Source organism: Jeotgalibacillus campisalis, from assembly GCF_000829515.1.
Taxonomy (GTDB): Bacteria; Bacillota; Bacilli; order Bacillales; family Jeotgalibacillaceae; genus Jeotgalibacillus; species Jeotgalibacillus campisalis.
In genome coordinates, this window is the sequence record NZ_JXRR01000017.1 from 60,955 (window position 1) to 86,847 (window position 25,893).

Here is a 25,893-nt window from a genome sequence, read left to right on the forward strand (position 1 = left end):
CTCCTATCTTTAACTAAGAAGCAAAACAATCAATATGCCTCCCATCACCCCTAAAGCTTTATAAACCTTTCCCATCTGCAAGGCCAGATTTCTTGCTTCCTGATGACGGCTTCTTAACATATCTATAATGAAACTTAATTCTTTTTCAATAGATTGACGGTCATAGGGCTGAACTGCATCTCCTACACGAGTGATCCATTCCAGATCCTCAACTGACAAATTTGATGTCGGCTTATAGGCCAAAACTGCTTTTGTCCAGGCTTCTTTCAAAAGAGACTGATTCATGGTTAATTGGTCTTGGAAAAACCCAAAAAGTTCCCCAACTTCGCCTTTTCTTTGAATTTGTGTCTGGATAATCTCCAAAATCGGTGTTTGTCTTTTTACAATTTCATTTTGCATCCATGTTAATGCCTGCGCAAACTCAATTAAGGCTAGCTGTCTTTTTTGTAATTGATTTGATCGTCTGAATCCTTCCAGACTCGACCCTGTAATAAATAGAAGTGCTCCAATCCAGTGGATAGTCATCGTATTCTCTCCGATACAGCTACTTCCCTGTTATCTCTATATAAGGTGTAGCCGTTTTGAGAGCAGCAAATATAGTGATTAATTTCATTTTTTAAAAGCTTGTCCATTAAAGAACGTTTCTGTAATTCTGCAATTGAACTGGCATGTGCGGTCATGATCATCGTCACACCGGTATACATCGCGTCAATGATGGCATCTATATCTCTCTCATGTCCGATCTCATCAACAATCATTACTTCAGGACTCATAGAGCGGATCATCATGCTCATCCCTTCTAGTTTGGGACATCGGTCCAGCACGTCTACCTTCGTACCAAAGGTGAGTTGAGGAACTCCATTATGGCAGGCAGCAATCTCAGATCTTTCATCCACAATCGATACTTTTTTTGATCTATTTTCTGTACCAGGATGATGAATGGAGATATACCGTGCAAAATCCCTCAACAATGTTGTTTTTCCGCTTTTTGGTGGTCCAAAAAGAAGACAATGCATCCATCGCTTGGATTCAGGATCCCACAGCTCGTCCATAAAAGGGTCAGCACAGCCGATCTGCTGGGTCGCTTTCCGGATAGCGAAAGATGAAATGGACTGAATTGCTTTTACTTTCCCTTCCTCAAGTGTAACTTTCCCCGCAATGCCAACACGGTGCCCGCCTTCGATCGTCACATATCCCTTCCTCATTTCTTCTTCGAGCGAATAAAAAGAATGCTGAGAAATTTTTTCTGCTACATACTGCCGGTCATTATGCGATGGGATGTAATCTAAATCCTCTGTGCCGGAGTAAGTTTCTATTTGAACGGGACGACCGATTCGAATTCTAATTTCTTCTACTCCGATTAAAGATGCTGTATAGCTATTAACTAGAATTTGCTGCAGTCGTTCAGGAAATAAATAAAGAATCGTATGCATTCAATCAACACCCTTGGAATTCATCATTGTGGTTTATCCTATTGGCCGGCATGCTATTTTATGACATAAAAAAAGCTGTAAGGAAAATTCCTTACAGCTTTTACTTACTATTATTGTGCTCTTGAAACGTACGTAGAATCTGTGGTATTAATGATTAACACGTCGTCTTCATTAATGAAGAACGGAACGTTGACTGTGAGTCCTGTTTCAACTGTTGCAGGCTTGGAGCCTCCGCTCGATGTATCACCTTTAATACCCGGCTCTGTAGCAATTACTTTTAATTCAACTGTATTAGGCAGTTCAACACCTAACGTTTCAGTCTGATACATCATAATTTGAACTTCCATATTTTCTTTTAGGAATTTCAGTTCATATTCAATCTGACTGGCAGGAATTTCAATCTGGTCATATGTTTCATTATCCATGAAGACGTGCATGTCCCCGTTTGCATATAAATACTGCATTTTGCGATTATCTATTTGCGCTTTTGCTACTTTCTCACCAGCTCTGAATGTTTTTTCCTGAATGGCTCCTGTGCGCAGGTTACGAAGTTTTGAGCGCACGAAGGCAGCTCCTTTCCCTGGTTTCACATGTTGGAAATCGATCACTCGCCAAATTGAACCGTCTACTTCTACCGTTAAGCCTGTTTTAAAATCATTTACTGAAATCATCTTAATCCTCCTAATAATCGACCTTACAACATAATTAAATCTTTGGTTGAATGGGTCAAGGTTTCGTTTCCATTTTTTGTAATTACTGTATCATCTTCTATTCTAACACCGCCAAGACCGGCAATATAAATACCAGGTTCCACTGTAACGACCATGTTCTCTAAAAGTTCAGTCTCTGATCTTGAAGAAAGCCCCGGTCCTTCATGAACTTCGAGGCCTATGCCATGCCCAAGAGAATGACCAAAATACTCGCCATAGCCTTTTGAAGAAATAAAGTCTCTTGCAAGTGCGTCTGCTTCTTTTCCTGTAAGACCCGGTTTGATTTTTTCCATCGCAAGCAGCTGCGCATCAAGTGTTACCTGATAAATTTCTCTTAGCTTATCACTTGGCTGTCCTACAGCGACTGTCCGTGTTATATCAGAAACATATCCTTTGTGAAGTGCACCGAAGTCCATTGTTACAAGTTCTCCATTTTGGATTACCTTGTCACTGGCAATTCCGTGGGGAAGCGCTGAACGTTCACCTGAAGCAACAATAATATCAAAGGAAGAAGATTGAGCACCGGCCTTTCGCATGAAAAATTCCAGTTCATTTGATACTTCAAGTTCCGTTTTTCCAGGCTGTATAAAGTCCAATATATGTTTGAAAGCGGCATCTGCTATGTCCGCTGCTTCCTTTAATATCTTAATCTCTGAATCTGTCTTAATCAAGCGCAACTTTTCAACCATCCCAGATACTGGAACAAGCGCTGTCCCTATAGCTTTTTCATATTGCTTGAAAGTACCAAATACTACATGATCCTGCTCAAATCCCAGCCGATTAATGCCCAGTTTCTCTACTTGTGATGCTACCTCCTGGTGAATCGGTCCTGAGTGTTGAACGATCGTGAATTCTTTCGCCTGGTTTGCTGCCTGCTCAGTGTACCTGAAGTCCGTTATAAATACTGCTTCATCCTGTGATACAACAGCGATACCTGCTGAACCGGTAAAATTCGATATGTACTTTCGGTTGTAAGAACTTGTTATCATTAATCCGTCAAGATCCTGCTTAGCCATTTGTTCGCGCAGCTGTTCTAGTTTACTCATTTTCTGACTCCCCCTTGTTTTGTTCCATCAAAGCCGTCAATGCAAGCTCATATCCAAATACACCTAATCCAACAATTTGACCTGCAGTCACAGCTGACAACAGCGATGTGTGACGAAAGGCTTCACGTGCGTGGATATTGGAAATATGCACTTCAATAACGGGTAAATCCACTGACGAGATCGCATCCCTGAGTGCATAGCTGGTATGAGAATACGCACCAGGATTAAAGATGATCCCAAAAATCCCCTCATCAGCAGCACGGTGAATCGCATCAATCAGATCACCTTCATGATTCGACTGTTTCACTTGAAGATCCGTATTATGACTGTCTGCTAAACGCTTCAGCTTTTTCTCAACGTCACTCAAAGTGGCAGTTCCATAAATATCAGGCTCCCTTAAACCAAGACGGTTCAGGTTCGGACCATTTAATAATAAGTACGCCATTATGAAGTCACCCTTTTACAAAGTTATCTAGATAAGTGTATCATAATGATTCTTAATGTCCCACTATCTGCTGTGCTTTTCATTGTCGGTATAGGGTTCATCATAGGAAATCGAAAATCCGACAAATGCACCATGTAAAATAAAAAGACAACAAAAGGAAATGATTGAGTGGTGTTTTAATTCGGTGACATTAGGACCGATCTCCATCCACCAGCCGAGCAAAATGAAAATGATTGCAAAAAGAATCACATTTATAAATATACCAGGCCACATGGTATCTGACTTTTTGACGGTCCATTGGTATAATAATGCCCATATAATGGAGATAGCACAAATCATTAGCCACCATAAAATATGAGGAACAATTCCTTTTTGCCACGCAGGTGCCAAAAATTCCCATGATGGCATTAGTGCATTTTTGGGGATAAAATGAAAGAAATGAAATGCTTCATAAAATAAGATAAAAAATAACCCGCCTGTAAAACCAATGATAATGGTTAGCGGTGTTCGTTTTATTGTTGGCAATTCAACATTAGACATCTGAGTTCACCCTTTTTTCTTTTCAGTATGTCCATTGTTGGGCTTTTTTTAACCGGACTTCAGGAATAAAAATTCTTACATCTAGTAGGAAAGCTTATTTTTTAGTAAACTAAAGATACCTTTATAAATAAAGGAATGTATAACAATAGGTTGGTGCATGTAAATGAGTAATCAGAAAAAGCCCGCATACGGTGGTCAAGCCGTAGTTGAAGGGGTAATGTTTGGCGGACGGCGTCATACCGTTACCGCTATTCGTCGAAAAGATGACACAATCGAGTATTTCCATCTTCCTCGAAAAACGAAGCCATCTTTTCAAAAAATGAAAAAGATTCCTTTTCTTAGAGGGATTATTGCTTTAATTGAAGCCAGCGCCAATGGGACTCAGCATCTTAACTTTTCAAGTGAACGATTCGATGTTTTACCTGAAGAGGATGAAAAGGTTCAAAAAGAACAGAAATCTTCTAAATTGGAAATGATTTTTGGCATTGCGGCAATTGGTGTGTTGTCCTTTTTATTCGGAAAATTTATTTTTACATTAGTACCCTTGTTTTTAGCTGCTTCTTTAGAGTTTGTGATATCCGGCCGCACTGGCCAGGTTATATTGGAAAGTGTATTTAAGATTATGCTTCTCCTCTTATATATTTACTTTATCTCTTTGACCCCTCTGATAAAAAGAGTGTTTCAGTATCATGGTGCTGAGCATAAAGTGATTAATGCATTTGAAAACAAGCTGCCGCTGACAGTTGAAAATGTTCAATCTCAATCCAGACTTCATTACAGATGTGGTTCGAGTTTTATTTTGTTTACTGTCATCGTCGGAATGTTTGTTTATTTGTTAGTTCCGCATGATCCGCTTATTGTCAGAATTTTAAATCGCATTGCATTAATTCCAGTTGTGCTTGGAATATCTTTTGAAGTCCTTCAACTTACCAATAAAGTCCGTTCTGTTCCGGTACTAAAATTTTTAGGTTATCCCGGTCTGTGGCTCCAGCTGCTGACAACTAAGGAACCGAAAGATGATCAGGTTGAAGTTGCCATTGCTTCTTTTAACCGGATGCTTGAACTGGAGAAAGAGTCAGAGTCAGGTTTAAAAAAAGCAGCACTTGTCTAAACTAAAAAGTAAAGGATTGTTTTATGGGAGGTGGCTAGTGTGAATGTTAGGATGGCCGTTTTTTACAGTGTAATTGCTTTAGCCAGTTTTGGGTTAATATACACCCTTGTTACAGACCCGGCAAGTTTGTTAAGGAGAATAGCAATATACGCAGCGATCATTGGCGTTATCTATCTGCTCTACCGGTTATGGTCGTCACGTAAGCCAGGGCGGCAAGACCAGCAGGCGTTTAAAAAAGCGGTTCGACAGTCGAAAAAGCGATACGGCAACCCCGTGTCAGCTTCTAAACTAAAAAGTCCCGGCAAACAACCTTCAAAAAAAGCAATCCCTTTAAAAAGGTCTTCTGTCTCCCGGATAGATGGACCAAAACTGACCGTTATAGAAGGCAAAAAAGGAAAGAAAAAGAAGAAAATATCACTTTAAGTTCAGTGATTCCAAATAGTCGAGCGTATGTGCACGTCCTGATTTTATAAGGGCGTGCATTTCATTTGTTGTCAGGAATGCATCCGCTGGAGAAAGATCGGGGACTGGGATAATCAGTACATTTTTCCTTTTAATTTGCTCTAAGTGTCTTGCATCGTGCGCTTCTTTCATCGTAATAAATAAAGCGGAGTACAATTCAATCACATTTTTTATACTCCTTGCAGGCTCTTTTTGACGGGCCGATTGCAATTGAAATCCAATAATCGGGATGGAGTCAACCGCCCCTTTTTCCTCCAGCAGCCAGATGGGGAAGTTGCTGAGCACCCCCCCATCTACAATCAAATGAATATTCTTGCCCTTTGTCCATTTTACCGGTTCATAAAAAAAAGGAAGAGAAGCACTCATCCGAACTGCTTTTGCTATTTTCATTGAATAAGGATCACGGTCATAATAAATAGCGTCATCGGGCAAAACGATCATTTTTCCTGAAGTCAAATCGGAGGCTACCATTTTAAAGGAACCCACAGGCAGATCATTAAAGGTTTGAATTCCTTTCTCATTTAATTTTTGTTCCAGCCAATCCAGGAGACCATCACCTGAGTACAGCCCTTTTTTCCAATAAAGCTCGATCCATTTCACCCACGAAGGCAGCCATTTGTTTCGTTTATTTTCTTTAAAGAAAAGGTGAGAAAGAGCAGGAAGCATTTCTTTAATTTCTATAGATGTATAACCTGCTGCAACCAATGCTCCAACTACCGCACCGGCACTTGTTCCAGCTACCCTTCTTACCTTCACCCCTTTTTCCTCAAGTGCTTCAACTACTCCTATAAATGCAATAGCTTTCACACCTCCACCTGAAAAAACCAGATCAATAATCATCCCTCCACCTCCATATCCTCATTTATATGAACGTTTCGAAAAACCATGAAAAAAGTGCAGCCAGCCACTTTCGGCTGTCTGCACTTGATGTTCATTTTATAAACCGCATTTTAATTGAGCATTACAATTGGTACATGTGTTGCAGCCGCCGATTTCTTTTACCGTCCCTTTTCGGCAGACAGGGCATGTGTTGCCAAGTTCAGATCCGATCGTAACATTGGTTGAACGCAAATCTTGAATCGTATCAACGAGTACAACGTTCTGCTTTGTTTTTTTACCTGGTTCATTCATATTGTTATCTTCAGCTTTAAGCGTCAGCACTTGTGAATCCCGGCTTCCGTCTACATATACGGTTCCGCCTTTTGCTCCGCCTTTATACAATCTCTCATACACACTTTCTACCTGTTCTACCGCATAGCCTTTTGGTGCATTCACCGTTTTAGAAATGGAGCTGTCAATCCATCTTTGAATCACACATTGTGTATCGGCATGGGCTTCAGGAGCAAGTTCCATTGCAGTAACAAAGAAATCCGGCAAATCACTTTCTGAAGCGGAAGGATTCAGGCTGAGATACTCACGAACAATATCAGCTTTCACTTCAATAAACTTGCCTAAACGGCCGCTTCGATAGTAGGTAAATGAGAAATAAGGTTCAAGCCCTGTGGAAACACCAACCATCGTTCCGGTGCTTCCGGTTGGTGCTACCGTTAAGAGGTGGGAATTTCTAATGCCATGAGTTCGGATCCCCTCTTTAATGTCATCGGGCATTTTCTTCATAAATCCTGTTTCCGTGAAATTTTTTCTTAATTGCGCTGTTTTCTCAACAGAAGCACCTTCAAGGAATGGGAAAGCTCCGCGTTCTTTTGCCAGTTCAATAGAGGCCCGATAAGCTGTCACAGCAATCGTTTCAAAGATTTCATCAACTAATTTATTTCCCTCTTCAGAGCCATATTCCTTTTCGCAGTAGATGAGCAGATCAGCTAGTCCCATAACACCAAGACCTACTCGACGTTCTCCAAGAGCCTGGGTTTGATTTTCTGCAAGGAAATATGGGGTTGCATCAATTACATTGTCCTGCATGCGAACACCGATCTCGACCGTTTTTTTAAGCTTGTCAAACTGTACCTGTTTTGTTTCTTTATCGGCAAATTCAGCAAGATTAACTGCTGCCAGATTACAAACAGAGTAAGGAGCAAGCGGCTGTTCACCACATGGATTTGTGGCTACCACCTGCTGACCGTAGCTTTGAGCATTTGTCATTTCATTAGCGTTGTCTATAAAGAAAATTCCGGGCTCTGCTGAATAGGTAGCACATATATTAATAAGATTCCAAAGCTCTTTTGCTTTGATCGTGCGATACGTTCTTACAGCATTCCCTGATTCTTCCCACTTGCGAACATCGCCTACCTCATGCCAGGTGTCATTGTAAACAGTCATTTGTTCTTTTGTATAAGACTCTACATCCGGGAATCTAAGTTTATATTCTCCATCCCGTTCAACAGCCTGCATAAAGTCATCAGTTAAACAAATCGAAATATTAGCCCCTGTCAGAAATTCAGGATTATGGACAGAATACGTACCGCCTGTCGCTAATTTCTCCTCAGCTTCTTCAATGATCTGTTCATTAAATCCACCGAATCCCGGGATTTCTTTATAGTTTATAATGCTTTGATACATTCCAACTTCTTGTTCTGTCAGAGGAGTGAATTTTAATTTCTCCTGGGCAATTTTCTTAATGAACTCATCTTCTGTTGTTTCAAGAAGAAATCGCAGAATACGTGGATTTTGCATTTTAGAGATAATAAATTCGATAATGTCTGGATGCCAGTCAGACAGCATAATCATTTGCGCTCCTCTTCTGGAGCCGCCCTGCTCGACTAAATGTGTGAGCTTGGCGATATCATCGAGCCACGAGACAGAGCCTGAGGATTTCCCATTGACTCCGCGAGCCAACGTATTTCTCGGACGAAGGGTGGATCCATTGGTGCCGACTCCTCCCCCTCTGCTCATGATCTCCATCACCTGCTTACGATGATCTGAAATGCCTTCCCTGGAATCTTTTACAAACGGCATAACATAACAGTTAAAGAACGTTACATCAGTCTTAGCCCCTGCTCCGTACAACACTCTTCCCGCTGGAACAAAATGCAGGCTGGACAATTCTTTATAAAATTCCTCTGTCCATTTGCTGCGCTGCTCTTCCGTCTTTTCAACTGAAGCAAGGCCGGTTGCATTACGTAATGCTATTTGCTCATAATAAATCTCCAAAGGCTTTTCAATAACATCAAGCGAACGGACAACGATGCCCGTCTCCATTTCTTTTGGCGTGTCTAAAGAGTTCCTGAATTCTTCTTCAATGAGAACATGAGCTTCTCTTTTTTCGGAGTTGATACTTTGTATGTATCCCAATCCTCTTGCTGGAAATTTAGGATCTTCCCGAATAGTAAGCACAACAAAATCACCTGTGCGCAAAGATTTTTTTTCTGTATCCTTAAATGCATAACGGTCCAGCATCACAAGACGTGATACCCCTTTATGCGTTATTTTCATGTCCGGTGTAATTGGGTGAACCGGGTCGAATTTTGCAATATCTTGATTTAATTGTTCCACATTTAATGTTGAATGCTGAGTAGAGAGCGAGGTCATCGTTCAATCCCCTTTCTTATGATAATGATTTACTGTAGTGTACTCTTTTTTAAGGTAAAACACAACATATAGTACTGATATTTTTTACTTGCATACTATATATAGTTTTTTCAGTCAATTATTATAAAGTGTCAAATCGGCAATCAGCTGATTTCTGCAGAAAAAAGAAGCTTTCACTAGGAAAAATAGTCCATTTCAGCTGATTTCGATCGAATTTAAGACTTGCACTTTACGACAAAGTTTTCCTTTCCGTTTTGCCGTAACAAAAAAGAAAAAAACGAGCGAGCTTGCCCGTTTTGATTTGAAAAACTATTCATTAAGTTGCATTCACTTTTATAGAATTCCAGTTTCAGCATTAACATCTTTTTATGCTAACGTTTAAAATTCCAGTCGTCATTCTGGTACCGTCTTGTCATAATTTCATTTATATAGGCATGTTCTTCTTCATTTAATTCATAAGGTTCCAAATGAATCGATAACCCTTTTTCAAAGCCCTGGCGGAATGCTTTTTTCGCTTCTTCGAGTGAAACGGGTTCTGCTGACATTTGGTTAATCGCTACAGCTTTATTTTTAAATAGCTGCTGCATTCGTTCTTTTACCCGATCATTCGAGTATCGAAACAGACTGAACAACTTTTCTTCATCAATATCCAGCAGGATCGAGCCGTGCTGAAGAATCACACCTTTTTGTCTGGTTTGAGCACTTCCGGCAACCTTTTTCCCTTCAACGACCAGTTCATACCAGGAAGGCGCATCAAAACAAACCGAACTTCGAGGATTTTTCAGCTGATTTTTCTCATCAGCAGTTGTCGGCACAGAAAAATAAGCATCCAGACCTAAAAATCGAAACCCGTGTAAAATACCTTCAGAAATAACCCGGTAGGCTTCTGTGACCGTTTTTGGCATGGCAGGATGGTCTTCACTTACAATTACACTATAAGTCAGCTCATGCTCATGCAAAACGCCTCGTCCTCCAGTAGGCCGTCTGACAAATCCCAAACCTAATCTTTTTACTTCATCCATTTTAATTTCTTTTTGCACATTTTGAAAATAGCCGATTGACAGCGTGGCAGGATTCCAGCCGTAAAAGCGGATCGTTGGCGGGATCTTCCCTTCACTGTGCCAGTCCAATAAGGCTTCATCTAATGCCATATTATAGGCAGGTGACGCATTTCCTGAATCAATAAATCTCCAAGTTTCCATCACACATCTCTCAATTCTTTTAAATTATGTCGATTTTAGTCTAACAGAAGGAGAAACTTTTTCAAAGAGTCCCGTTTCTCAATAATTTTCTTTGAACTTCTGACAATTGACCCCTATAATAAAGGGTAGTGTTATAAATAGAAAGGGGTCAAAGAGTTGGAATCACTTTATGTATTAATAGGTGTATTAGTTGCGATTATACTATACTCAACTTACACATATTTTCGTCAAAAAAAGATTTTAAAGCCCTTAACTGAGGAAGAGTTTAGAAGCGGCTATCGCAAGGCTCAGCTGATTGATATCCGTGAACAGCGAGAATACGATGGCGGCCATATACTAGGAGCCAGAAATATTCCCCTCTCCCAGCTTAAAACAAGAATAGGAGAAATACGCTCGGATAAACCGGTCTACCTTTACTGCCAAAACGGCATGAGAAGCGGCCGTGCCGCTCAGCTTCTCCATAAAAAAGGAATCAAGGACCTTTATCAGCTTAAAGGCGGCTTTAAAAAATGGACAGGTAAAATTAAACGAAAATAGTCATTTAAATAGCAGTAAAAAGATCCAAAGATTGCTCTTTGGATCTTTTTTTATGCAGTAAACCTTAAACTTCCACTGTTTCTTTTTTTCTATAGCGAAGAACAGGCTGCCGAGCTGCTTTTGTTTCGTCCAGACGTCCTATAATAGTCGTGTGAGGTGCGTTCTGAACTACTTCTGGTGTCTCTTCCACTTCTTTGGCAATTTGGATCATGGCATCTATGAACGCATCAAGTGTTTCTTTTGATTCCGTTTCTGTAGGCTCGATCATCATGCACTCTTCAACATTCAAAGGAAAATAAATCGTTGGCGGATGGTATCCGAAATCAAGCAGGCGCTTGGCTACATCGAGTGTTCGTACCCCAAGCTTCTTCTGGCGCTTCCCGCTCAGAACAAACTCATGCTTGCAGTGACGGTCAAAAGGCAGATCAAAATGTGGAGCAAGCCTTCTCATCATATAATTTGCATTTAAAACAGCAAATTCACTTACAGCCTTTAACCCATCAGGCCCCATTGTGCGGATGTACGTGTAAGCTCGGACGTTGATTCCAAAGTTTCCGTAAAAAGGCTTTACCCTGCCGATTGAGTCAGGACGGTTATAGTCAAAGTCATATCGATCCCCGTTTTTAACTAGGATTGGCTTAGGAAGATAAGGAATTAAATCTTTCTTCACTCCCACTGGTCCTGAACCTGGGCCTCCTCCGCCGTGAGGGCCGGTAAATGTTTTATGAAGATTTAAATGCACAACATCAAATCCCATATCCCCTGGGCGTGCTTTTGATAAAACGGCATTTAAATTCGCACCGTCATAATAAAGCTTTCCACCTGCTTCATGAATAATGGAAGCCATTTCGAGGATATTTTCTTCAAACAAACCGAGCGTATTCGGATTCGTCAGCATAAGCGCCGCTGTATCTTCTCCAACGACCCGCTTTAAATCTTCCAAGTCCACAAGACCTTGGTTATCCGACTTCACTGTGATGGTATCAAAGCCGGCTACTGTAGCAGAGGCAGGGTTTGTTCCGTGAGCTGAATCGGGCACAATTACTTTTGTCCTTTTGTAATCACCATTTGCTTCATGGAATGCCCGGATCATCATTAATCCTGTCCATTCACCATGAGCTCCTGCTGCAGGCTGCAGCGTTACTTCATCCATACCGGTAATTTCAATTAAGTGCTGCTGCAGATCATACATTAATTCCATGGCACCCTGAACAGACGAAGTTTCCTGTAAAGGATGTACATGTGCAAAACCTGCATATCTTGCTACTGCTTCATTTACTTTTGGATTGTATTTCATCGTACACGAACCAAGCGGATAAAAGCCTGAATCCACTCCATGATTCCGCTTAGACAGTGCTGTATAATGACGCATAATATCGAGTTCTGCTACTTCAGGTAACTCTGGAGCAGTCTTACGAATAAATCCTTCCGGCGCGAGAGTTTGAATGTCTACATCCGGTACGTCAAGTGCCGTTAAGCTATAACCCGTTCTGCCTTCTTTTGATAATTCAAAAATAAGCGGCTGATCTTTTTTATGCATACTGAGCCAGCTCCTTTACAAAGGTATCGATGTCTTCTTTCGTTCGCTGTTCGGTCACTGCTACAAGCATCTGATTACGACGGTTTTCAAAATCTCGTCCCAGATCATATCCTGCAATAATTCCCTTTTCAAGCATTGCTTCATTCACTTCTTTTACCGGCTGCTTTAATTTAATAACAAATTCGTTAAAGGTAAACCCTTCTTCTGCTAATTCAATACCCGCTGAGGTTAACTGCTGCTTTGCATAATGTGCCTTTTTAAAATTTTGCTGTGCGATTTCTACAATCCCTCTTTTACCCAGCGCAGTCATGGCTACGGAAGCAGCAAGAGCATTAAGTGCCTGATTTGAACATATATTTGACGTCGCTTTGTCCCGTCTGATGTGCTGCTCTCTCGCTTGCAGTGTCAGGACATATCCCCGCTGGCCTTCATCGTCTGTCGTTTCACCAACTAAACGTCCAGGAACTTTTCTCATAAGTTTTTTTGTTACGGCAAAATATCCACAATGAGGTCCGCCGAACGCTTGCGGCAAGCCGAATGGCTGTGCATCTCCAACGACTATATCTGCCCCGAATTGACCTGGAGGCGTTAAAGCTCCAAGTGCCAATGGGTTGGAAGAAACTACAAACATTGACTTACTATCATGTGCCAGCGACTCAATTTCGTCTAAGCGTTCAATCTGGCCAAAGAAATTAGGATACTGTACCATCACAGCTGCAACTTCATCTGTCAGCATGCCTTTTAATGAATCCAGGTCTGTGATGCCATTTTTTTGAGGAACCGTTACAACCTCAATATGCTGTCCTGCTGCATAGGTTTCAAGCACGGCTCTCGATTCCGGATTTACGGCTTCTGACACAAGTACTTTTTTTCTTTTGGTCTGACCGGCTGCAAGCATTGCCGCTTCTGCAAAAGAAGTCCCTCCATCATACATAGAAGAATTTGCTACTTCCATTCCGGTAAGTTCACAGATCATGGTCTGGTATTCAAAGATTGCCTGAAGCTCTCCTTGTGAAATTTCAGGCTGATAAGGAGTATAGGCTGTATAAAATTCAGAACGGGAAATAACATGATCCACTATAGTAGGAGAATAGTGGTCGTAAACACCAGCACCTAAAAACGAAATGTAGTGTTTGGTATCAGCATTTTTAGCAGCCATATTCATCAGTTCTCTTGTAAGAGCAGTTTCAGATTTTGCGGGCTTGATATTTAACTCTCCCTGAAAGCGAACCTTTTTTGGAATATCGGAAAAAAGATCATCTATTTTCTCGACGCCTACTGCTTTCAGCATTTCTTTTTGATCCTGCTCGGTCATTGGCAAATATCGATGATTCATTTGTATCCTCCTTCTAAAATCCTATTTTCTTTTGTAAAATGGCGTTTTAACAATTTCAGCTTTTACCTTTTTTCCTCTGATTTCCACCCATACATCATTTCCAATTACGGCGTATTGCTTTTTGATTAGCACATGTCCTATATTTTTCTTTAAAGTCGGTGACTGAGTTCCTGTTGTGACAAACCCAATTTCTTCTTCTCCGGAATATACGGAATAGCCATGGCGGGGAATGCCTCTTTCAATCATCTCGACCCCAACTAATTTTCTTGGTGCACCATTTTCTTTTTGTGCTTTTAAAACATCCTGTCCAATAAATGGAGTCTCTTTTTCAGTCCGCACCGCAAATCCGATGCCGGCTTCTATAGGAGAAATTTCTGCCGTCAGCTCCTGCCCGTACAAAGCAAGCTTAGCTTCAAAGCGCAGTGTGTCTCTCGCTCCAAGTCCACAGGGGATAAGTCCGTCTTCCTTGCCTTCTTGCAGGATTTCATTCCAAAGAGCAGGGGCGTGATCCGCCTGGCAATAAAGTTCAAATCCGTCTTCTCCCGTGTAGCCTGTACGGGAAACGAGTGCAGATACATTTTTTATATGAACATCATTTTGAAAATGAAAAAATGAAATTTCAGATAAATTAGTCTTTGTCATTCGTTGCAGTATCTTTTCAGCTTGTGGCCCTTGAATCGCAAGCTGAGCAATTTTTGGTGAAATATTTGTAACTTGAACTTCTTCACTTACATGCTCAAGCAGCCAAGCAACGTCTTTTTCGATATTAGACGCATTGATGACAAGGAGATAATGTTCATCCTTTATTTTATATACGAGTAAATCATCGACAGTTCCACCATTTTCATAGCACATCGCCGTATAAAGCGCTTCATTATTCTTTAATTTAGAAAGATCATTCGTCATCATTTTCTGCAGATAGGCAAGGCTGTCTTTCCCCCTTACATCCACTTCACCCATATGAGATACGTCAAATAGACCTGCTTTTGTTCTAACCGCTTCATGTTCTGCTTTAATGCTTGTGAACTGAACTGGCAAAGCCCATCCTCCAAAATCAATCGTCTTACCGCCAGATTCCTTATAGAGTTCAAATAAAGGTGTTTTCTTCAATGATTCACTCACATGAATAGCTCCTTCCAATATAATTTGCTGCCATGTATGCAAAAAAGGACAGGGATTCCCCATAATCAATGGGAATCCCTGTCCTTTCACCTGAAAGTTTACCAAAATTCGGCTGTCCTCTTTGGTGGTTTCATTACGAAACGCTCTCCAGAGTTGCGTCCAGCAAGAGTCTTTTTGCCTGAGAGATTCACAAACATGCTTGCTCCTTCGGCGTCCTTTAAAAAAGGATCTCTCCCCCTGCTTTCATTCGCTCATATTTTATTAACTTATGGGCATACTATGAACAACAAACAAAGTTTTAAATGAAATGTTCGGTTTTTATTTTATTTTGACTAATGAATCCCCTTTATCCTATCATTATTTCTGTTTTTTGGGCAATGTTTTTTTATTCAGAAATTAAAAGATTCGTGTTTTGGCGTATTTATAAAATTTTTACTTTTGAAAGGTCTGATAATAATGAATCATTCACTTCACTTTCAAGATTCAAATTGGCCGAATGCGTTTTTGTCTTGGCTGAATTCTTCTCAACACTCATTTCACTCTTCTTTACTGATGCATTCTATGGCTACAAGAAAAGAAGAATACCTATATCCTGAAAATACACTGGGCTGTTTAAAGGAACTAGACCATCTAACCCTTCACCCCCATCAACTTGAGGCGGCTAAAAAGGTTGTTTTTGAAATGGGAGGAAGGGCCCTGCTGGCGGATGAAGTAGGGTTGGGGAAGACAATAGAAGCAGGGTTAATTTTAAAAGAGTATATGTATCGCGGGCATGTAAAATCTGTTTTAATTTTAGTTCCCGCATCACTAGGAGGCCAGTGGCAAAGTGAATTATTCGTTCACTTTGGGATTAACAGCATCGTGCATAAAGGAAAAAAAGAATGGCGCAAATCTCCTGTAACGATTGCTACGATCGATTTATTAAAACGTCCTCCTCTGCGTGAACAAATCGAGGAGCATCATTATGATATGGTCATCGTGGATGAAGCACATAAATTAACGAACCCAAAGACGTTGAATTATCAGTTCATAGACTCTTTATCAAAGAGCTACTGTTTATTTTTAACCGCAACACCCATCCAAAATAAATCAGAGGATCTATATCATTTATCTTCCCTTCTCCGTCCTGGCCTGCTAGGTAGCTTACGTGAGTTTAGAGACGGCTGCAAGGATGAAAAAGAAAAAATTGTCATTAAGAAGAAACTGGATGATTTTATGATCCGAACGAGACGAAAAGAAACAACTATCGCCTGGACGAAGCGGTCCATTCAGATAGAATGGATCGAGCAGCTTCCCTATGAAAGAGAACTATATACAGCAATCGAGAAATTTTATCTGAATCAACAAGAAGCGAATATGCACGCATTTTCTCATATCACATTACTTAAACAGGGCTGCAGTTCAATTATTGCACTTTTAAAGGCGTTAAACAGAGAACAAAATCAAGAAATCAGCCGACAGCTCGGAATCAATTTAGACGTTACCCCTGATCAACTGATTACGGCAAAAGCACAGCGTATTCTTTCGTTTATACAAAATACAGATGAAAAAGTGATCGTATTTACTCAATACAGAGCGACTCAGCTTTACTTAAGCTGGTTTCTTAAACAGCATAATATCACTTCTGTCCCTTTTAGAGGCGGTTTTAAAAAAGGAAAAAAACAATGGATGACAGATTTGTTTAGAGAAAAAGCACAGGTATTAATCGCCACTGAAGCCGGCTCTGAAGGGTTAAACTTGCAATTTTGCAAGTATATGATTCATGCAGACATCCCATGGAATCCAATGAAGCTTGAACAAAGAATTGGACGAATCCACAGAATTGGACAAAAAGAAGATGTAGAAGTTTTTTATCTTTTAAATAAAGACACCATTGAAGAACGGATCTGGCATGTTTTGCAAGAAAAAGTATCCCTTTTCCGCTATATAATCGGTGAACATGATGACTTGCTTTCTTCCACTTCAAAAAAAGAAATCGATCGCTATTTAGAAGATGCCTTACTCCATTCGCGCTCAGAAAAAGAAATGCGGCTGAAATTAAATCAGCTGGAGCACTTTTATGAACTTTCATCAATAAAGGAGGAATCGTAGTGTCTAACGCACTTCACTGGGAGCTCGTACATGAGTTTTTGAATTACAAAGGTGTTGAAGTTACAAAAGGCCCTTCACAATCCCTGGTTCATTTAAATGAAGAACTTGACCGAAAGTTTATGAACCGCCCTTTTTATTGGCATTATCGTGACGCCACTAATCAGGCGGGTGAGCCTATGACTATATCTATTTTAAAAAATGAGGGCGACTCCCCCCCTCCAAATGCCATTGTGGCTACATCCTTAAATCCGATTTTCAAACAGCTGGTTGAAGCCGCTCACTCGGAAACACGAATGTTTAAAGGATATGAAACAGTTGAGTCTACCTCCTCAAATTATGCACCACTCTACCCCTGGATTGTACTCCAGGGTTTGTTTACAATGGATCCTCCAGGCGCCCCTTCTCACTGGAAAGAAGTGGCTGTCTCTCTGACGACGGGCAGTATTAAAACCGGGGAAAATCTTTTTAATTACAAAGCATTAAAAGGCACTCTTCCGGATGGACATGTAACTATGTCACCTATTGTGCAATTTGAAAGAGCGATACACAAAAGCATAGCTGAGCTTGATAAGGTAGGAAAAACCTTGTTTGCAAATGAAATTACGAAAGCAAACGCCTTAAAAGAAAAAATGGTTCCCTTATTAAACCTTCTTAAAGAAAAAAAAGACTTAAGAGAATATGAACATCTTACTGCGCTTTATGAACCAAAAATAAGATATGATTATCCAATAGGCGGTCTTGTATACGCAAAGAGCAATTAAGTGAGTTTGCCGATTTTCTTCAAGATAGCTGAAATAGTCTCTTCAATTTCACCATATGATGGGACTGTCATGTCAACAGCCGCTCTTTGATAATTTTTATGACGTTCTGTAAAAATCCTCTCGAGCTGCTCTTTGGAATTTTGAGTTGCAACGGGTCTGTTTGAATCCTCAGCTATGCGTTGATATAAAATTGAAAATGGGGCTTCGAGATACACTACAGTTCCATTTTCTTTCATCCAGGCCAGGGTATCATCAAAATAGAGAATTCCCCCTCCCGTTGCAATCACTTTGTTCCCTTTGATCATTTTCAGGTATTCTGCTTCTTTTTCTCGAAAATATCGTTCACCTTTTGTAGAAAACAATTCAGGAATCGTTTTTTCTTCTGCATCTTCTACGACTTGATCCAGATCGATAAAATCTACTGACAGTTTCTTTGCGAGCAGAGATCCAACAGTCGACTTGCCTGCTCCCATAAACCCAATTAAAAATAAATGATGATTGTTCTCCATCCATAAACCTCCATTTTAAAACGATTAATGCTTTGTCCTGTCTATTAAACTTTCACTTGCAGAACGGCTTTCTATTGATCTTATACTTTTTACCTTCTTAAATTCAACCATCGCTTCACTTTCATAGTAGGCATTTAATTTCTCGTAGTGATTTATTTGCGCCATACAGGTTGCTGATAGGCCTCCTGCAATAAATATAACCGTGCTGAATGATAGAAGTGCAGGGAGCATCAAACTGCCAGCCTGTGATTTAATGATATGCCCCAAATCTTCCCTCTCTTTTTTTGCCATTTAAAAAATTCACCTCCAGCACAATCATTTGGTGAGTGAGTGCGAAGTTCAAGTCTTTCAGAGCTGTTAAATAAACTTCGTGTCCTTTCCCGTTTACCTGTCGCCTAAGCAAAGAACCATAGAGAGAGAACACGATTGTGTCCCCCTCCTTGCTTTTTAATGTGAGCCTTTTGGGTTCAATTCTTTCAATATCATGCAGTTTGACTTCATTGCGAAACTGGATTGAAAACATGTCCCATTCTTCATGAGCAGACTCCTCTACTTGCTTGTTTACTGAATAAAGATTGGCAAAAATTAAAGGCATAAGTGAGGCAATAATAGTCAGAACTGCAAGACAGATCATTACTTCAATTAAGGTAAAGCCCATATTGACGTTACTGTACACATGTTTCTGAGACCGCAGAGGATCGGTTTTCATACATTACACAAATCCTTTCATTTTCGATCCATGATGTTGTATAAATCGTCCCGTCTCTTTCAATGCGCTCAAGATAGTGACCGGTATTTTTTATACTTTGCAATTGTTCGGTTAATACAACCCAGGAAGCTGCTTTTCTTTTTGACTCATCAACCTTAATCACAGATTGAGACAGCACCGGGATAATTGCAGTACAAAGAAATACGATACAGGTGAGAGAAAAAATGGCTTCATATACTGCAAATCCCCTATGATCCTTCAGCAATATAGAACCTCCCTTTCCCTAAATAATAATGGACCGTATAAGGATCCCCGTTAACTAAAAAACGCAGTGCACCAAATGTATTTGTACTGCCGGAGGGTAAAAATTTAAACGAAGGCAATGTCGTGGTATCTAGAATTTCAATAGAATCCGGCAGTTCTCTTTTTGCAATATACTTTTCCTTTGAACCGGAACCTTTCGAAATATAGTAATGGGAGGTGTGAGGATAAAAATAGAGGGTAACATATTCTCCACTTGTTAAGGCAGTAAGCTGAGCATCCAATAAATCTTGTGATAACTGCTGTTTGAATACACGTTCTTCTTTAAACTGTAAGGATTTGTACATAAAGGAACCGCAAATTGAAATGATCACAGTCATAAGAAGCAAAACCATCATCAGTTCGATCATCGTAAATCCTTTATTGTGAAGCTTCAACGATCGTCACTTCTCCATCACTTTCAATTGACAGTGTTCTGCCGTCAGGACAAGCTGTTTCATCTTCTCTTAAATATCCATCTGCTTGAAGAGCTGCAATGGAGGCTGGCAAAGAATTGTTTGTTAACCGATAAGACTCCACTTGGGCTTGAACCATCTGCTGAAATGCCTGACATCCCTTTCCATTTATTGAACTGCTTTGAGAAGAGATATTCGGTAAACTCACTACTAGCAAGATTGAAATCACTAATAAAACAATGACCATTTCAATTAACGTAAATCCCCGATTATTTTGCAATGATTTAATAAGTATTTTTTTCATCTTTTCCTCCTAAATAGTTTGCATCAGTTGAAATACCGGCAGCAGGATGACAAGATAAGCTCCTATGATCGCCAAGCCTAAAAGCAGAAACAGACAGGGTTGCACAAAGGCAAAGATCTTTTCCGTTCTTGCTTCCAAAGAGTTCAAACAATAGCGGCTGTAAAATCTCCATTCTTCCTCAAGCTGCCCATTTTCCTCACCATGTTGAGTAATACTCTTTAATTCTTCTGTTAGATATGGAAGTTGAAGCAGGGTCTGATGCATGGATTGTCCTCTGCTTAATTCATCTGAAATAAACTCCCCCATATGATGATAAAGCTTGCGGTAAGGCTGTGAAATAAAGATTTTAAGCATTTCCTGAAAAGACATCCCTCCTTTCAATAAATAAGAGGCTTCTCTTGAAAAAACATAGCTATGATAATGCTGAACGTAATAGCCGATCAATGGGAGCGCCGCCAGTGTTGTCCATCTCTCATGAGAATCTTTGTTCTTGAAATAGTAAATGCAGCATGCACCAAACAGCAGTGCCAATGCGAACAAACCTGCGAGTATATAAGGCAGCTGGTGAAAGATGGAGGAGATGACTGATATCAGCCCGGTTGAATCCTGTCCTAATGAGGAGTAAAGCGTGGTAAATCGAGGCAGTAAATATAGGTTCAAAACAGATAAGATAATCACAAACAAACACAATAAAAATAACGGGTAGTGTAAAAGTTTAGCCAGCCGCTTGGTTTCTTTTCTTTTATGTTCTAAAAGAACAGCTGTGTCGGCCAATGTTGCTTCAACACTTCCAAATCTTTCTGCAAAGTAAAGATGCAGACAAACAAAAGCAGGAAATCCAAGCTTTTTTAACGTGTCGCTTAAAGAATGACCATTTAAGAAATCATCCAGAACCTCCTGGTGCACAGCTGATAGATTGATTTGCTGGCTAAGCAGTAAAAACTCTATTGCACGATCTAAAGGATACCCATTTCCCTTTAATTCACCTAGTTTTTTAAGGAACGGCCCCTGATGTTTGGGCAGGATGAGCGGGCTCTTCCCTCCATCTAAAATACTCCTCCTCAGAAACATATCCTAATGCCACTCCTTTTATAAGCAAATTGTTGATCGTACTTCTTTCTTTTTGTGGAGAAGTTTGATTTATGACAGCAGCAAGTTCTCCTCCGGTAATAATCTCAAGAATTGATGCTCTGCGTTGCGGCTGCCTTGTTTTATTCAGCTTTACAAGCCGCTGTCCGGTTACTCCCAGCAGTGTTTGCTTAAGCTCTTCTAAAGTAGAACCGAGATCGAGCATTCGGTATATGGCTCCTTCTGCATTTTTTGCATGCAAAGTTGAAAGCACTAAATGACCGCTTAAAGCAGCACGGACTGCTATTTGAGCTGTTTCTGCATCTCTGATTTCCCCCACAATAATAATGTCAGGGTCATGCCGCAAAACCGCTTTTAAGCCTGCTGCGTAAGTAATACCGGCACGTTCATTAATTTGCACTTGCAAAACATGGTCCTGCTGTCGTTCAATCGGATCTTCAAGTGTAATAATGTTACGGTTTAAGTGGGTAGCGCAATATTGAATGAGGGAGTACAAAGTAGTGGTTTTTCCGCTGCCGGTTGGTCCGGTGAATAAAATCATGCCATGGGAATAATTCACAAGGGATAAAAGCTGCTGTGCGGGTTTTGAAAAAAGGGAAAGCCGTTCAATGGGAATGGAAAAAGTCTGCGGTAACAATCGAAGTACGAGGCTTTCTTTGAAGGAGTATGCTGGAAGAGTGGAGATCCTGAGAGCGATCAATTCTTCATCAATTACAGTAGTAAACGAACCGCTTTGAGGTCTTCGCTTATCACCGATATCAAGTGAGGATTTAAACTTAAAGTGAGAGATTAAACGGTCACCCATTGAAGCAGATAAAGATTTGTACAGAACTAATTCACCTAAAATCCTGAACTGAATCACCATCTCCTCCCCTCTGGGTGTCATGTGAATATCAGAACAGTTCCTTTTATACGCTTCTTTCAGCAAATGAGCTGCAAAGCGATCCGTGCCAAAGGTCATTATTTCACATCCTTTCATGATGGTTCCATTTCACTATACATGATCATTTCCCAAAGTTCTATATTTTTTTACAAATCAAAAAATTTTTTTTAAAATGAACTAATTTACTCTGGTCATGGAATAAGTAAGCGCTTGGTGTTCAAAAAAAAAAGGAGTGGCAACTGCCCTCCTTTACTAACTTGTCATCATATATACTTGCTTCTTATTTGACAAACTTCTCAAACCCTCGGGATTGTACCCTACAATCATTTTGCTGCCATCTGTCAGAATTGGCCGTTTAAGTAATTTAGGATCTTCAATAATTAATTTTACCACCTCGGACAAAGGAAGATCTTCTACATTTTGTGTTAGATTTTTAAACGATTGGCTTCTTGTTGCTAATAGTTCATCCAGGCCCTCTGAAGTCATAGATAAAAGACGCAGCAGTTCGTTGTACGAAGGAGCCTCTCTGAATATATGTCTTTCTTCAAATTCGACATCATTTTCCTTTAGCCACTTTTTAGTTTTTCTGCACGATGTACAACTTGGGTATGTGTAAAATGTTATGGGATTCATTTTCTTTCCTCCTCATTTTGTATAACTATAGTTCAACCTTTGTATCGCATTTGTATAGATATTATTGTATACCACTTGTACAAAGCATGTACACCTCTTTTAAGTAAATAAATTATTTTTTTATAATTAATTTAAGAAAGATGATACAAAACTCGGAAACATGACTTAAAATGTAGAATATGGTCAAGTTTGAATAGACTTGCTTTAGAGCGGCAAACTAGAAGTATCTGTTTTACTAACGATCCTTAGAGGGATAAAAAGTAAAAATCACGTAATCGTCACAATCCAAAGTGATGTGTTATTTACATTTCAATATGGTATCCTATATAATAAGATCGATGGACTGTTCGTATAAAGGAGGGATTTGGATGGATAAGATGTATCGAGTCATGGGCTTCTGGACTGGAATTTTTTCTGTACTATTTTATGTTGGACATATGCCCAAGACATCATTGCTTTTCCTTGCTCAGACTGGATTTTTCATCCTGCTTGGGTATTTGAAATTATCTGAACGTATGTATGTTTATGTTTTCTTTGTATACTTAACGCTTTTCTTTGCAGGTTTTACTTACTATACAACCTTCAAAATGCCGCTCGAAGGACCATTATAATAGGAATAAAAGCCTCCAGTCAGCTGGAGGCTTTTATTTTATTCTGTTATCCATGCGTGAATCAAAATCCATGTAAAAATGGATTTGAATTCATTTCATTCTGAATTGATGTTACCGGGCCATGGCCGGGCAGCACATATGTATCTTCCGGGAGCGTTAACAATTTTTGATGAATGCTTTTGAGAAGAAGATCATGGTCTCCTCCACGTAAATCTGTACGGCCAATGCTGTTTTGAAACAGGGCATCTCCTGAAATCACCAGCTTCTCCTCTTTAAAATAAATACTGACACTTCCAGGGGAATGGCCAGGGGTAAAGAAAAGTTGAAAAGTCCATCCTTCTACCGATACTATTCCCTCTTCAGAAAACAGATGATCAGGGTCTGCTCCCTTTATTAGAGGAATTCCTTCAAAATGAGCAGAACCATTTTTTTGAGGGTCTCCGAGCCATTTACGCTCGCTTTCATGCAGATAGACAGGAATATCGTAAGTTTCCCTTATGGCATCCACAGCACCTATATGATCAAAATGTGCATGGGTTAAAACGATAGCAGCAGGTTTTAATTGCTTCTTATCAATAAATGATTTTATTTTGCCGGGCTCTTCTCCAGGATCCACAATTAAGCAGTTTAGATTTTTATTGTAGAGAATATAAGCATTTGTTTGAAGAGGACCTAAAGGCATTTGTATCCATTCCATATTCATCACCTCTACGTTAGTTTACCATGAAGGTGCGTGATATTATCGTTATTTTATCCTTCATCACCAAAGTGTCACGATTAGTTCTCGACATTGATCAAAAAAAAATATAAAATATAAGTAGAGTTTGCATATAAGCAGCACTATTATCGATCATACTTACTATAAGTGAATGGAATGAAAGGGGTGCAAAGGAATGAACGGTTTAACAATCATTTTAGCGTTAGTCACTATATTAGCTGTAATTGGGACGCTTTCTTCGTTCAAAGGAAAAAACATTATGGGTATTGCATTTGGTCTTGCAACACTTGGCGTTTTCGGATGGTTTACGATTATGACGATTGTGTATGACGGATATCCGGTTTAATTTATTTCATATGCTATAAACAATAAGAAAAGAGTTGACTACAGAGTCAACTCTTTTCTTATTGTTCCATCTGCTGTTGAACAGAAGCCATTTTATTCTGCATAGAATGATCATTATGGTCCCTTCTATCATCAATGCGTATATTAGTCGCTACCCGCTCAATACCCTCAAGGAAAGGAGATTCATGTATTTCTTTTACAACTTCAAATAACAAGGAAAGTTCACCTTCGATTAATGTGCTCATAGGTGTTAATTCATATGTAATTTTACCTTCAGAAGCCCATCTGGTTAATATTTTTTGGATGTTTGCCACATAGCTGCTGACACTTGGCGTTTCTGTCCCGATCGGTATTACTGTAATATCTATAATCGCCATTTATTCAATCTCCTCCTCCATTATAATCAATTTATTTGATTCTCCAGTATCCAGATTCACTACATTTGAAAGCTTTTGACCAGTAAGACAATAGGTCCCCCCTGGTGAACAGCTTAGTGGTGCATTATCTGCAAATTGTTGAATTGTTTTTTCCTTACCAGTAGATAGGTCAATTAAAATCATAGAAAATGTTTTTTCTTCAATTTCAGATACCCCTTTTGAATCCAGTCTAAACATGACTAATTCCTTTGTACTTACAATAAATTCATGCTGAGGGACCACCCAATCAGAAAAAAGTTTATGTCCGGGAGTAACAAAACGTACCGCCTCTTTAGCCGGCTGGTCGATTTTATATTGGTATGTACTGGTTTCATCATTCACATAAACAGAAAGAATAAATGGATCTTGAAAATCAAATGTTAATAGCTTACCGTCAATGTGCTCTTCTTTTTCTTCATGAATAAAAAATTCCATAAGAGCTGACGTTGACGCAGTGCTATCTGTTTCCCATTTTTGATAAAAGACGGAATTTTTCGTTTTCCACTTATAAAAAGGAGTCAGGTTTTCTATCTCTTTCCATGTGTTCTGGCTGCTATCTGCCAGCCACACCTTGTAATCCCAGTTTTCTTCAAATGCAGTAAACAAAATTTGAGATTCTTTAAAAGGGTTCCAGGTAAAGGTGAGTTCATAAGAATCAATCTCCTTTTCCCAGGTTATATTTCTGCTTTGCATGTCCATAAGGAGGATCTTTGCTGTATCTTTATCGACTGCCTGATGAACCAGCAAAGATCTCTTAGAAGGACTTAATGCAGCGTTAACAATGATCCCTTCAATCGAGTAAAGTTTATTTACATTCCCTGTCAAAAGATCGTAAGCCTGAATACTTGCTTTAGACCCTTCCCGCTTTATAAAAAGAAAAGATTGTTCGTCTAACCAGTCAACTACTTTATAAAAAGTATTTTCAGGAAGGATAAGCGGCTCAATCTGCTTGTTGTAATTATATGGTGATTTAGGGGCGGCTGATACCGATTCATTTGAGTCACTCTGGCACCCGGAAACCACAAAAAACATGAGGATAATAAAAAACATTAGTTTTTGCACACTTTCCTTCCTCCTATTCGCATCCGGAACCATCCATCTTTCTTATAAGCATATACTTATCTGGACGAATGCGATA

General features: G+C 39.8%; 31 protein-coding genes and 2 riboswitches. Of the genes, 7 read left to right on the forward strand and 24 right to left on the reverse strand.

Translation table 11 applies throughout. From position 1 onward, the window contains the following. Window positions 1–9: 9 nt before the first annotated feature. The 6 genes from KR50_RS12600 to KR50_RS12625 form a co-directional block, all read right to left on the reverse strand. A complete protein-coding gene (locus tag KR50_RS12600; protein ID WP_041059200.1) occupies window positions 10–525 on the reverse strand; it encodes a stage III sporulation protein AB in 516 nt (171 codons plus the stop codon). After that, window positions 522–1,433, reverse strand: coding sequence for a stage III sporulation protein AA (gene spoIIIAA / locus KR50_RS12605; RefSeq protein ID WP_041059203.1), 912 nt, complete (start codon window positions 1,431–1,433; stop codon window positions 522–524). The genes KR50_RS12600 and spoIIIAA overlap by 4 nt, the downstream gene beginning before the upstream one ends. A 110-nt stretch (window positions 1,434–1,543) precedes the next feature. After that, entirely contained in the window at window positions 1,544–2,104 is a 561-nt protein-coding gene (efp, locus tag KR50_RS12610) for an elongation factor P (RefSeq protein WP_041059205.1), read from the reverse strand. 23 nt (window positions 2,105–2,127) lie between these two features. Then, window positions 2,128–3,189: a M24 family metallopeptidase gene (locus tag KR50_RS12615; protein WP_041059208.1), complete on the reverse strand. Its 1,062-nt coding sequence runs from the start codon at window positions 3,187–3,189 to the stop codon at window positions 2,128–2,130. After that, the gene (aroQ, locus tag KR50_RS12620) at window positions 3,182–3,634 is read right to left on the reverse strand and encodes a type II 3-dehydroquinate dehydratase (protein WP_408606156.1); all 453 of its coding nucleotides are present in this window, start codon (window positions 3,632–3,634) and stop codon (window positions 3,182–3,184) included. The genes KR50_RS12615 and aroQ overlap by 8 nt, the downstream gene beginning before the upstream one ends. Before the next feature lie 63 nt (window positions 3,635–3,697). Then, on the reverse strand, window positions 3,698–4,174 hold the full coding sequence (locus KR50_RS12625; protein WP_041059212.1) for a YqhR family membrane protein: 477 nt from the start codon (window positions 4,172–4,174) through the stop codon (window positions 3,698–3,700). Between the two features lie 163 nt (window positions 4,175–4,337). Between KR50_RS12625 and KR50_RS12630 the strand changes: the two genes are divergently transcribed. Both KR50_RS12630 and KR50_RS12635 read left to right on the forward strand, forming a co-directional pair. Beyond that, a complete protein-coding gene (locus tag KR50_RS12630) occupies window positions 4,338–5,285 on the forward strand; it encodes a DUF1385 domain-containing protein (protein WP_041059217.1) in 948 nt (315 codons plus the stop codon). Between the two features lie 39 nt (window positions 5,286–5,324). Continuing rightward, window positions 5,325–5,708: an SA1362 family protein gene (locus KR50_RS12635; RefSeq protein ID WP_041059221.1), complete on the forward strand. Its 384-nt coding sequence runs from the start codon at window positions 5,325–5,327 to the stop codon at window positions 5,706–5,708. Here the strand turns inward: KR50_RS12635 and KR50_RS12640 are convergent. The 3 genes from KR50_RS12640 to KR50_RS12650 form a co-directional block, all read right to left on the reverse strand. Next, the gene (locus KR50_RS12640) at window positions 5,700–6,587 is read right to left on the reverse strand and encodes a patatin-like phospholipase family protein (protein ID WP_041059224.1); all 888 of its coding nucleotides are present in this window, start codon (window positions 6,585–6,587) and stop codon (window positions 5,700–5,702) included. The two genes, KR50_RS12635 and KR50_RS12640, sit on opposite strands and share 9 nt — an antisense overlap. A gap of 96 nt (window positions 6,588–6,683) precedes the next feature. Next, on the reverse strand, window positions 6,684–9,233 hold the full coding sequence (locus KR50_RS12645; protein ID WP_041059226.1) for a vitamin B12-dependent ribonucleotide reductase: 2,550 nt from the start codon (window positions 9,231–9,233) through the stop codon (window positions 6,684–6,686). A gap of 371 nt (window positions 9,234–9,604) precedes the next feature. Next, window positions 9,605–10,435, reverse strand: coding sequence for a lipoate--protein ligase family protein (locus tag KR50_RS12650; protein WP_041059228.1), 831 nt, complete (start codon window positions 10,433–10,435; stop codon window positions 9,605–9,607). A gap of 156 nt (window positions 10,436–10,591) precedes the next feature. Between KR50_RS12650 and KR50_RS12655 the strand changes: the two genes are divergently transcribed. Beyond that, window positions 10,592–10,972 (forward strand): rhodanese-like domain-containing protein, encoded by a 381-nt coding sequence (locus KR50_RS12655; protein WP_041059232.1) that lies wholly within the window; start codon window positions 10,592–10,594, stop codon window positions 10,970–10,972. A 64-nt stretch (window positions 10,973–11,036) separates the two neighbouring features. Here the strand turns inward: KR50_RS12655 and gcvPB are convergent, their stop codons facing one another. Genes gcvPB through gcvT form a run of 3 tightly spaced genes read right to left on the reverse strand, consistent with a single transcriptional unit; the run spans window position 11,037 to window position 14,970 of the window. Further along, entirely contained in the window at window positions 11,037–12,512 is a 1,476-nt protein-coding gene (gene gcvPB / locus KR50_RS12660) for an aminomethyl-transferring glycine dehydrogenase subunit GcvPB (RefSeq protein WP_041059244.1), read from the reverse strand. Next, a complete protein-coding gene (gcvPA, locus tag KR50_RS12665) occupies window positions 12,505–13,848 on the reverse strand; it encodes an aminomethyl-transferring glycine dehydrogenase subunit GcvPA (protein ID WP_041059247.1) in 1,344 nt (447 codons plus the stop codon). The genes gcvPB and gcvPA overlap by 8 nt, the downstream gene beginning before the upstream one ends. Window positions 13,849–13,869: 21 nt before the next feature. Continuing rightward, window positions 13,870–14,970 carry a glycine cleavage system aminomethyltransferase GcvT gene (gene gcvT / locus KR50_RS12670; protein ID WP_041060287.1) on the reverse strand — a complete coding sequence of 367 codons (1,101 nt, stop codon included), beginning with the start codon at window positions 14,968–14,970 and terminating at the stop codon, window positions 13,870–13,872. Between the two features lie 76 nt (window positions 14,971–15,046). Further along, a riboswitch (glycine riboswitch) is annotated at window positions 15,047–15,123 on the reverse strand. A 3-nt stretch (window positions 15,124–15,126) separates the two neighbouring features. Then, window positions 15,127–15,217: riboswitch (glycine riboswitch) on the reverse strand. 209 nt (window positions 15,218–15,426) lie between these two features. Here gcvT and KR50_RS12675 point away from each other — a divergent pair. Further along, complete coding sequence (locus KR50_RS12675) at window positions 15,427–17,061, forward strand: DEAD/DEAH box helicase (protein WP_041059248.1); 1,635 nt, start codon at window positions 15,427–15,429, stop codon at window positions 17,059–17,061. Next, complete coding sequence (locus KR50_RS12680; RefSeq protein WP_041059251.1) at window positions 17,061–17,822, forward strand: YqhG family protein; 762 nt, start codon at window positions 17,061–17,063, stop codon at window positions 17,820–17,822. Before KR50_RS12675 ends, KR50_RS12680 begins: the two co-directional genes overlap by 1 nt. On the opposite strand, the gene KR50_RS12685 is transcribed toward KR50_RS12680, so the two are convergent. From KR50_RS12685 to KR50_RS12725, 9 genes are all read right to left on the reverse strand, one after another. Further along, window positions 17,819–18,331: a shikimate kinase gene (locus KR50_RS12685; RefSeq protein ID WP_052477089.1), complete on the reverse strand. Its 513-nt coding sequence runs from the start codon at window positions 18,329–18,331 to the stop codon at window positions 17,819–17,821. The genes KR50_RS12680 and KR50_RS12685 overlap by 4 nt on opposite strands. Window positions 18,332–18,355: 24 nt before the next feature. Next, entirely contained in the window at window positions 18,356–18,622 is a 267-nt protein-coding gene (locus tag KR50_RS12690; protein ID WP_041059259.1) for a hypothetical protein, read from the reverse strand. Next, window positions 18,582–19,040, reverse strand: coding sequence for a competence type IV pilus minor pilin ComGF (comGF, locus tag KR50_RS12695; protein WP_084215591.1), 459 nt, complete (start codon window positions 19,038–19,040; stop codon window positions 18,582–18,584). Before comGF ends, KR50_RS12690 begins: the two co-directional genes overlap by 41 nt. Then, complete coding sequence (locus tag KR50_RS12700) at window positions 18,997–19,305, reverse strand: hypothetical protein (protein WP_041059270.1); 309 nt, start codon at window positions 19,303–19,305, stop codon at window positions 18,997–18,999. Before KR50_RS12700 ends, comGF begins: the two co-directional genes overlap by 44 nt. Then, the gene (gene comGD, locus KR50_RS12705) at window positions 19,289–19,738 is read right to left on the reverse strand and encodes a competence type IV pilus minor pilin ComGD (RefSeq protein ID WP_041059273.1); all 450 of its coding nucleotides are present in this window, start codon (window positions 19,736–19,738) and stop codon (window positions 19,289–19,291) included. Before comGD ends, KR50_RS12700 begins: the two co-directional genes overlap by 17 nt. Beyond that, window positions 19,722–20,060: a competence type IV pilus major pilin ComGC gene (gene comGC, locus KR50_RS12710; RefSeq protein WP_041059276.1), complete on the reverse strand. Its 339-nt coding sequence runs from the start codon at window positions 20,058–20,060 to the stop codon at window positions 19,722–19,724. Before comGC ends, comGD begins: the two co-directional genes overlap by 17 nt. Window positions 20,061–20,069: 9 nt before the next feature. Next, window positions 20,070–21,131, reverse strand: a complete 1,062-nt coding sequence (gene comGB, locus KR50_RS12715) for a competence type IV pilus assembly protein ComGB (RefSeq protein ID WP_041059279.1) — start codon at window positions 21,129–21,131, stop codon at window positions 20,070–20,072. After that, window positions 21,055–22,110: a competence type IV pilus ATPase ComGA gene (gene comGA, locus KR50_RS12720; RefSeq protein ID WP_041059282.1), complete on the reverse strand. Its 1,056-nt coding sequence runs from the start codon at window positions 22,108–22,110 to the stop codon at window positions 21,055–21,057. The genes comGB and comGA overlap by 77 nt, the downstream gene beginning before the upstream one ends. A gap of 174 nt (window positions 22,111–22,284) precedes the next feature. Beyond that, window positions 22,285–22,665, reverse strand: a complete 381-nt coding sequence (locus tag KR50_RS12725) for a Spx/MgsR family RNA polymerase-binding regulatory protein (RefSeq protein WP_041059285.1) — start codon at window positions 22,663–22,665, stop codon at window positions 22,285–22,287. A gap of 368 nt (window positions 22,666–23,033) precedes the next feature. Between KR50_RS12725 and KR50_RS12730 the strand changes: the two genes are divergently transcribed. After that, window positions 23,034–23,276 carry a DUF2626 domain-containing protein gene (locus KR50_RS12730; protein WP_041059288.1) on the forward strand — a complete coding sequence of 81 codons (243 nt, stop codon included), beginning with the start codon at window positions 23,034–23,036 and terminating at the stop codon, window positions 23,274–23,276. 61 nt (window positions 23,277–23,337) lie between these two features. Here KR50_RS12730 and KR50_RS12735 read toward each other — a convergent pair whose 3' ends face one another. Continuing rightward, window positions 23,338–23,973 (reverse strand): MBL fold metallo-hydrolase, encoded by a 636-nt coding sequence (locus tag KR50_RS12735; RefSeq protein WP_041059289.1) that lies wholly within the window; start codon window positions 23,971–23,973, stop codon window positions 23,338–23,340. Between the two features lie 196 nt (window positions 23,974–24,169). On the opposite strand from KR50_RS12735, the gene KR50_RS18310 reads away from it, so the two are divergent. Next, entirely contained in the window at window positions 24,170–24,340 is a 171-nt protein-coding gene (locus KR50_RS18310; protein ID WP_041059290.1) for a DUF2759 domain-containing protein, read from the forward strand. 58 nt (window positions 24,341–24,398) lie between these two features. Here the strand turns inward: KR50_RS18310 and KR50_RS12745 are convergent, their stop codons facing one another. Together KR50_RS12745 and KR50_RS12750 are read right to left on the reverse strand one after the other, a co-directional pair. After that, window positions 24,399–24,716: an MTH1187 family thiamine-binding protein gene (locus tag KR50_RS12745; RefSeq protein ID WP_041059293.1), complete on the reverse strand. Its 318-nt coding sequence runs from the start codon at window positions 24,714–24,716 to the stop codon at window positions 24,399–24,401. Beyond that, window positions 24,717–25,817, reverse strand: coding sequence for a YqgU-like beta propeller domain-containing protein (locus KR50_RS12750; protein ID WP_041059295.1), 1,101 nt, complete (start codon window positions 25,815–25,817; stop codon window positions 24,717–24,719). It lies immediately after the preceding gene. Window positions 25,818–25,893: the final 76 nt, after the last annotated feature.

Bases quoted from the DNA above. Each gene is read 5' to 3' on its own strand.
- KR50_RS12600 (WP_041059200.1), bottom strand. From the start codon at position 525: ATGACTATCCACTGGATTGGAGCACTTCTATTTATTACAGGGTCGAGT.
- spoIIIAA (WP_041059203.1), bottom strand. From the start codon at position 1,433: ATGCATACGATTCTTTATTTATTTCCTGAACGACTGCAGCAAATTCTA.
- efp (WP_041059205.1), bottom strand. From the start codon at position 2,104: ATGATTTCAGTAAATGATTTTAAAACAGGCTTAACGGTAGAAGTAGAC.
- KR50_RS12615 (WP_041059208.1), bottom strand. From the start codon at position 3,189: ATGAGTAAACTAGAACAGCTGCGCGAACAAATGGCTAAGCAGGATCTT.
- aroQ (WP_408606156.1), bottom strand. From the start codon at position 3,634: ATGGCGTACTTATTATTAAATGGTCCGAACCTGAACCGTCTTGGTTTA.
- KR50_RS12625 (WP_041059212.1), bottom strand. From the start codon at position 4,174: ATGTCTAATGTTGAATTGCCAACAATAAAACGAACACCGCTAACCATT.
- KR50_RS12630 (WP_041059217.1), top strand. From the start codon at position 4,338: ATGAGTAATCAGAAAAAGCCCGCATACGGTGGTCAAGCCGTAGTTGAA.
- KR50_RS12640 (WP_041059224.1), bottom strand. From the start codon at position 6,587: ATGATTATTGATCTGGTTTTTTCAGGTGGAGGTGTGAAAGCTATTGCA.
- KR50_RS12645 (WP_041059226.1), bottom strand. From the start codon at position 9,233: ATGACCTCGCTCTCTACTCAGCATTCAACATTAAATGTGGAACAATTA.
- KR50_RS12650 (WP_041059228.1), bottom strand. From the start codon at position 10,435: ATGGAAACTTGGAGATTTATTGATTCAGGAAATGCGTCACCTGCCTAT.
- gcvPB (WP_041059244.1), bottom strand. From the start codon at position 12,512: ATGCATAAAAAAGATCAGCCGCTTATTTTTGAATTATCAAAAGAAGGC.
- gcvPA (WP_041059247.1), bottom strand. From the start codon at position 13,848: ATGAATCATCGATATTTGCCAATGACCGAGCAGGATCAAAAAGAAATG.
- KR50_RS12675 (WP_041059248.1), top strand. From the start codon at position 15,427: ATGAATCATTCACTTCACTTTCAAGATTCAAATTGGCCGAATGCGTTT.
- KR50_RS12685 (WP_052477089.1), bottom strand. From the start codon at position 18,331: ATGGAGAACAATCATCATTTATTTTTAATTGGGTTTATGGGAGCAGGC.
- KR50_RS12690 (WP_041059259.1), bottom strand. From the start codon at position 18,622: ATGGCAAAAAAAGAGAGGGAAGATTTGGGGCATATCATTAAATCACAG.
- comGF (WP_084215591.1), bottom strand. From the start codon at position 19,040: ATGAAAACCGATCCTCTGCGGTCTCAGAAACATGTGTACAGTAACGTC.
- comGC (WP_041059276.1), bottom strand. From the start codon at position 20,060: ATGAAAAAAATACTTATTAAATCATTGCAAAATAATCGGGGATTTACG.
- comGB (WP_041059279.1), bottom strand. From the start codon at position 21,131: ATGTTTCTGAGGAGGAGTATTTTAGATGGAGGGAAGAGCCCGCTCATC.
- comGA (WP_041059282.1), bottom strand. From the start codon at position 22,110: ATGACCTTTGGCACGGATCGCTTTGCAGCTCATTTGCTGAAAGAAGCG.
- KR50_RS12725 (WP_041059285.1), bottom strand. From the start codon at position 22,665: ATGAATCCCATAACATTTTACACATACCCAAGTTGTACATCGTGCAGA.
- KR50_RS12730 (WP_041059288.1), top strand. From the start codon at position 23,034: ATGGATAAGATGTATCGAGTCATGGGCTTCTGGACTGGAATTTTTTCT.
- KR50_RS12735 (WP_041059289.1), bottom strand. From the start codon at position 23,973: ATGGAATGGATACAAATGCCTTTAGGTCCTCTTCAAACAAATGCTTAT.
- KR50_RS18310 (WP_041059290.1), top strand. From the start codon at position 24,170: ATGAACGGTTTAACAATCATTTTAGCGTTAGTCACTATATTAGCTGTA.
- KR50_RS12745 (WP_041059293.1), bottom strand. From the start codon at position 24,716: ATGGCGATTATAGATATTACAGTAATACCGATCGGGACAGAAACGCCA.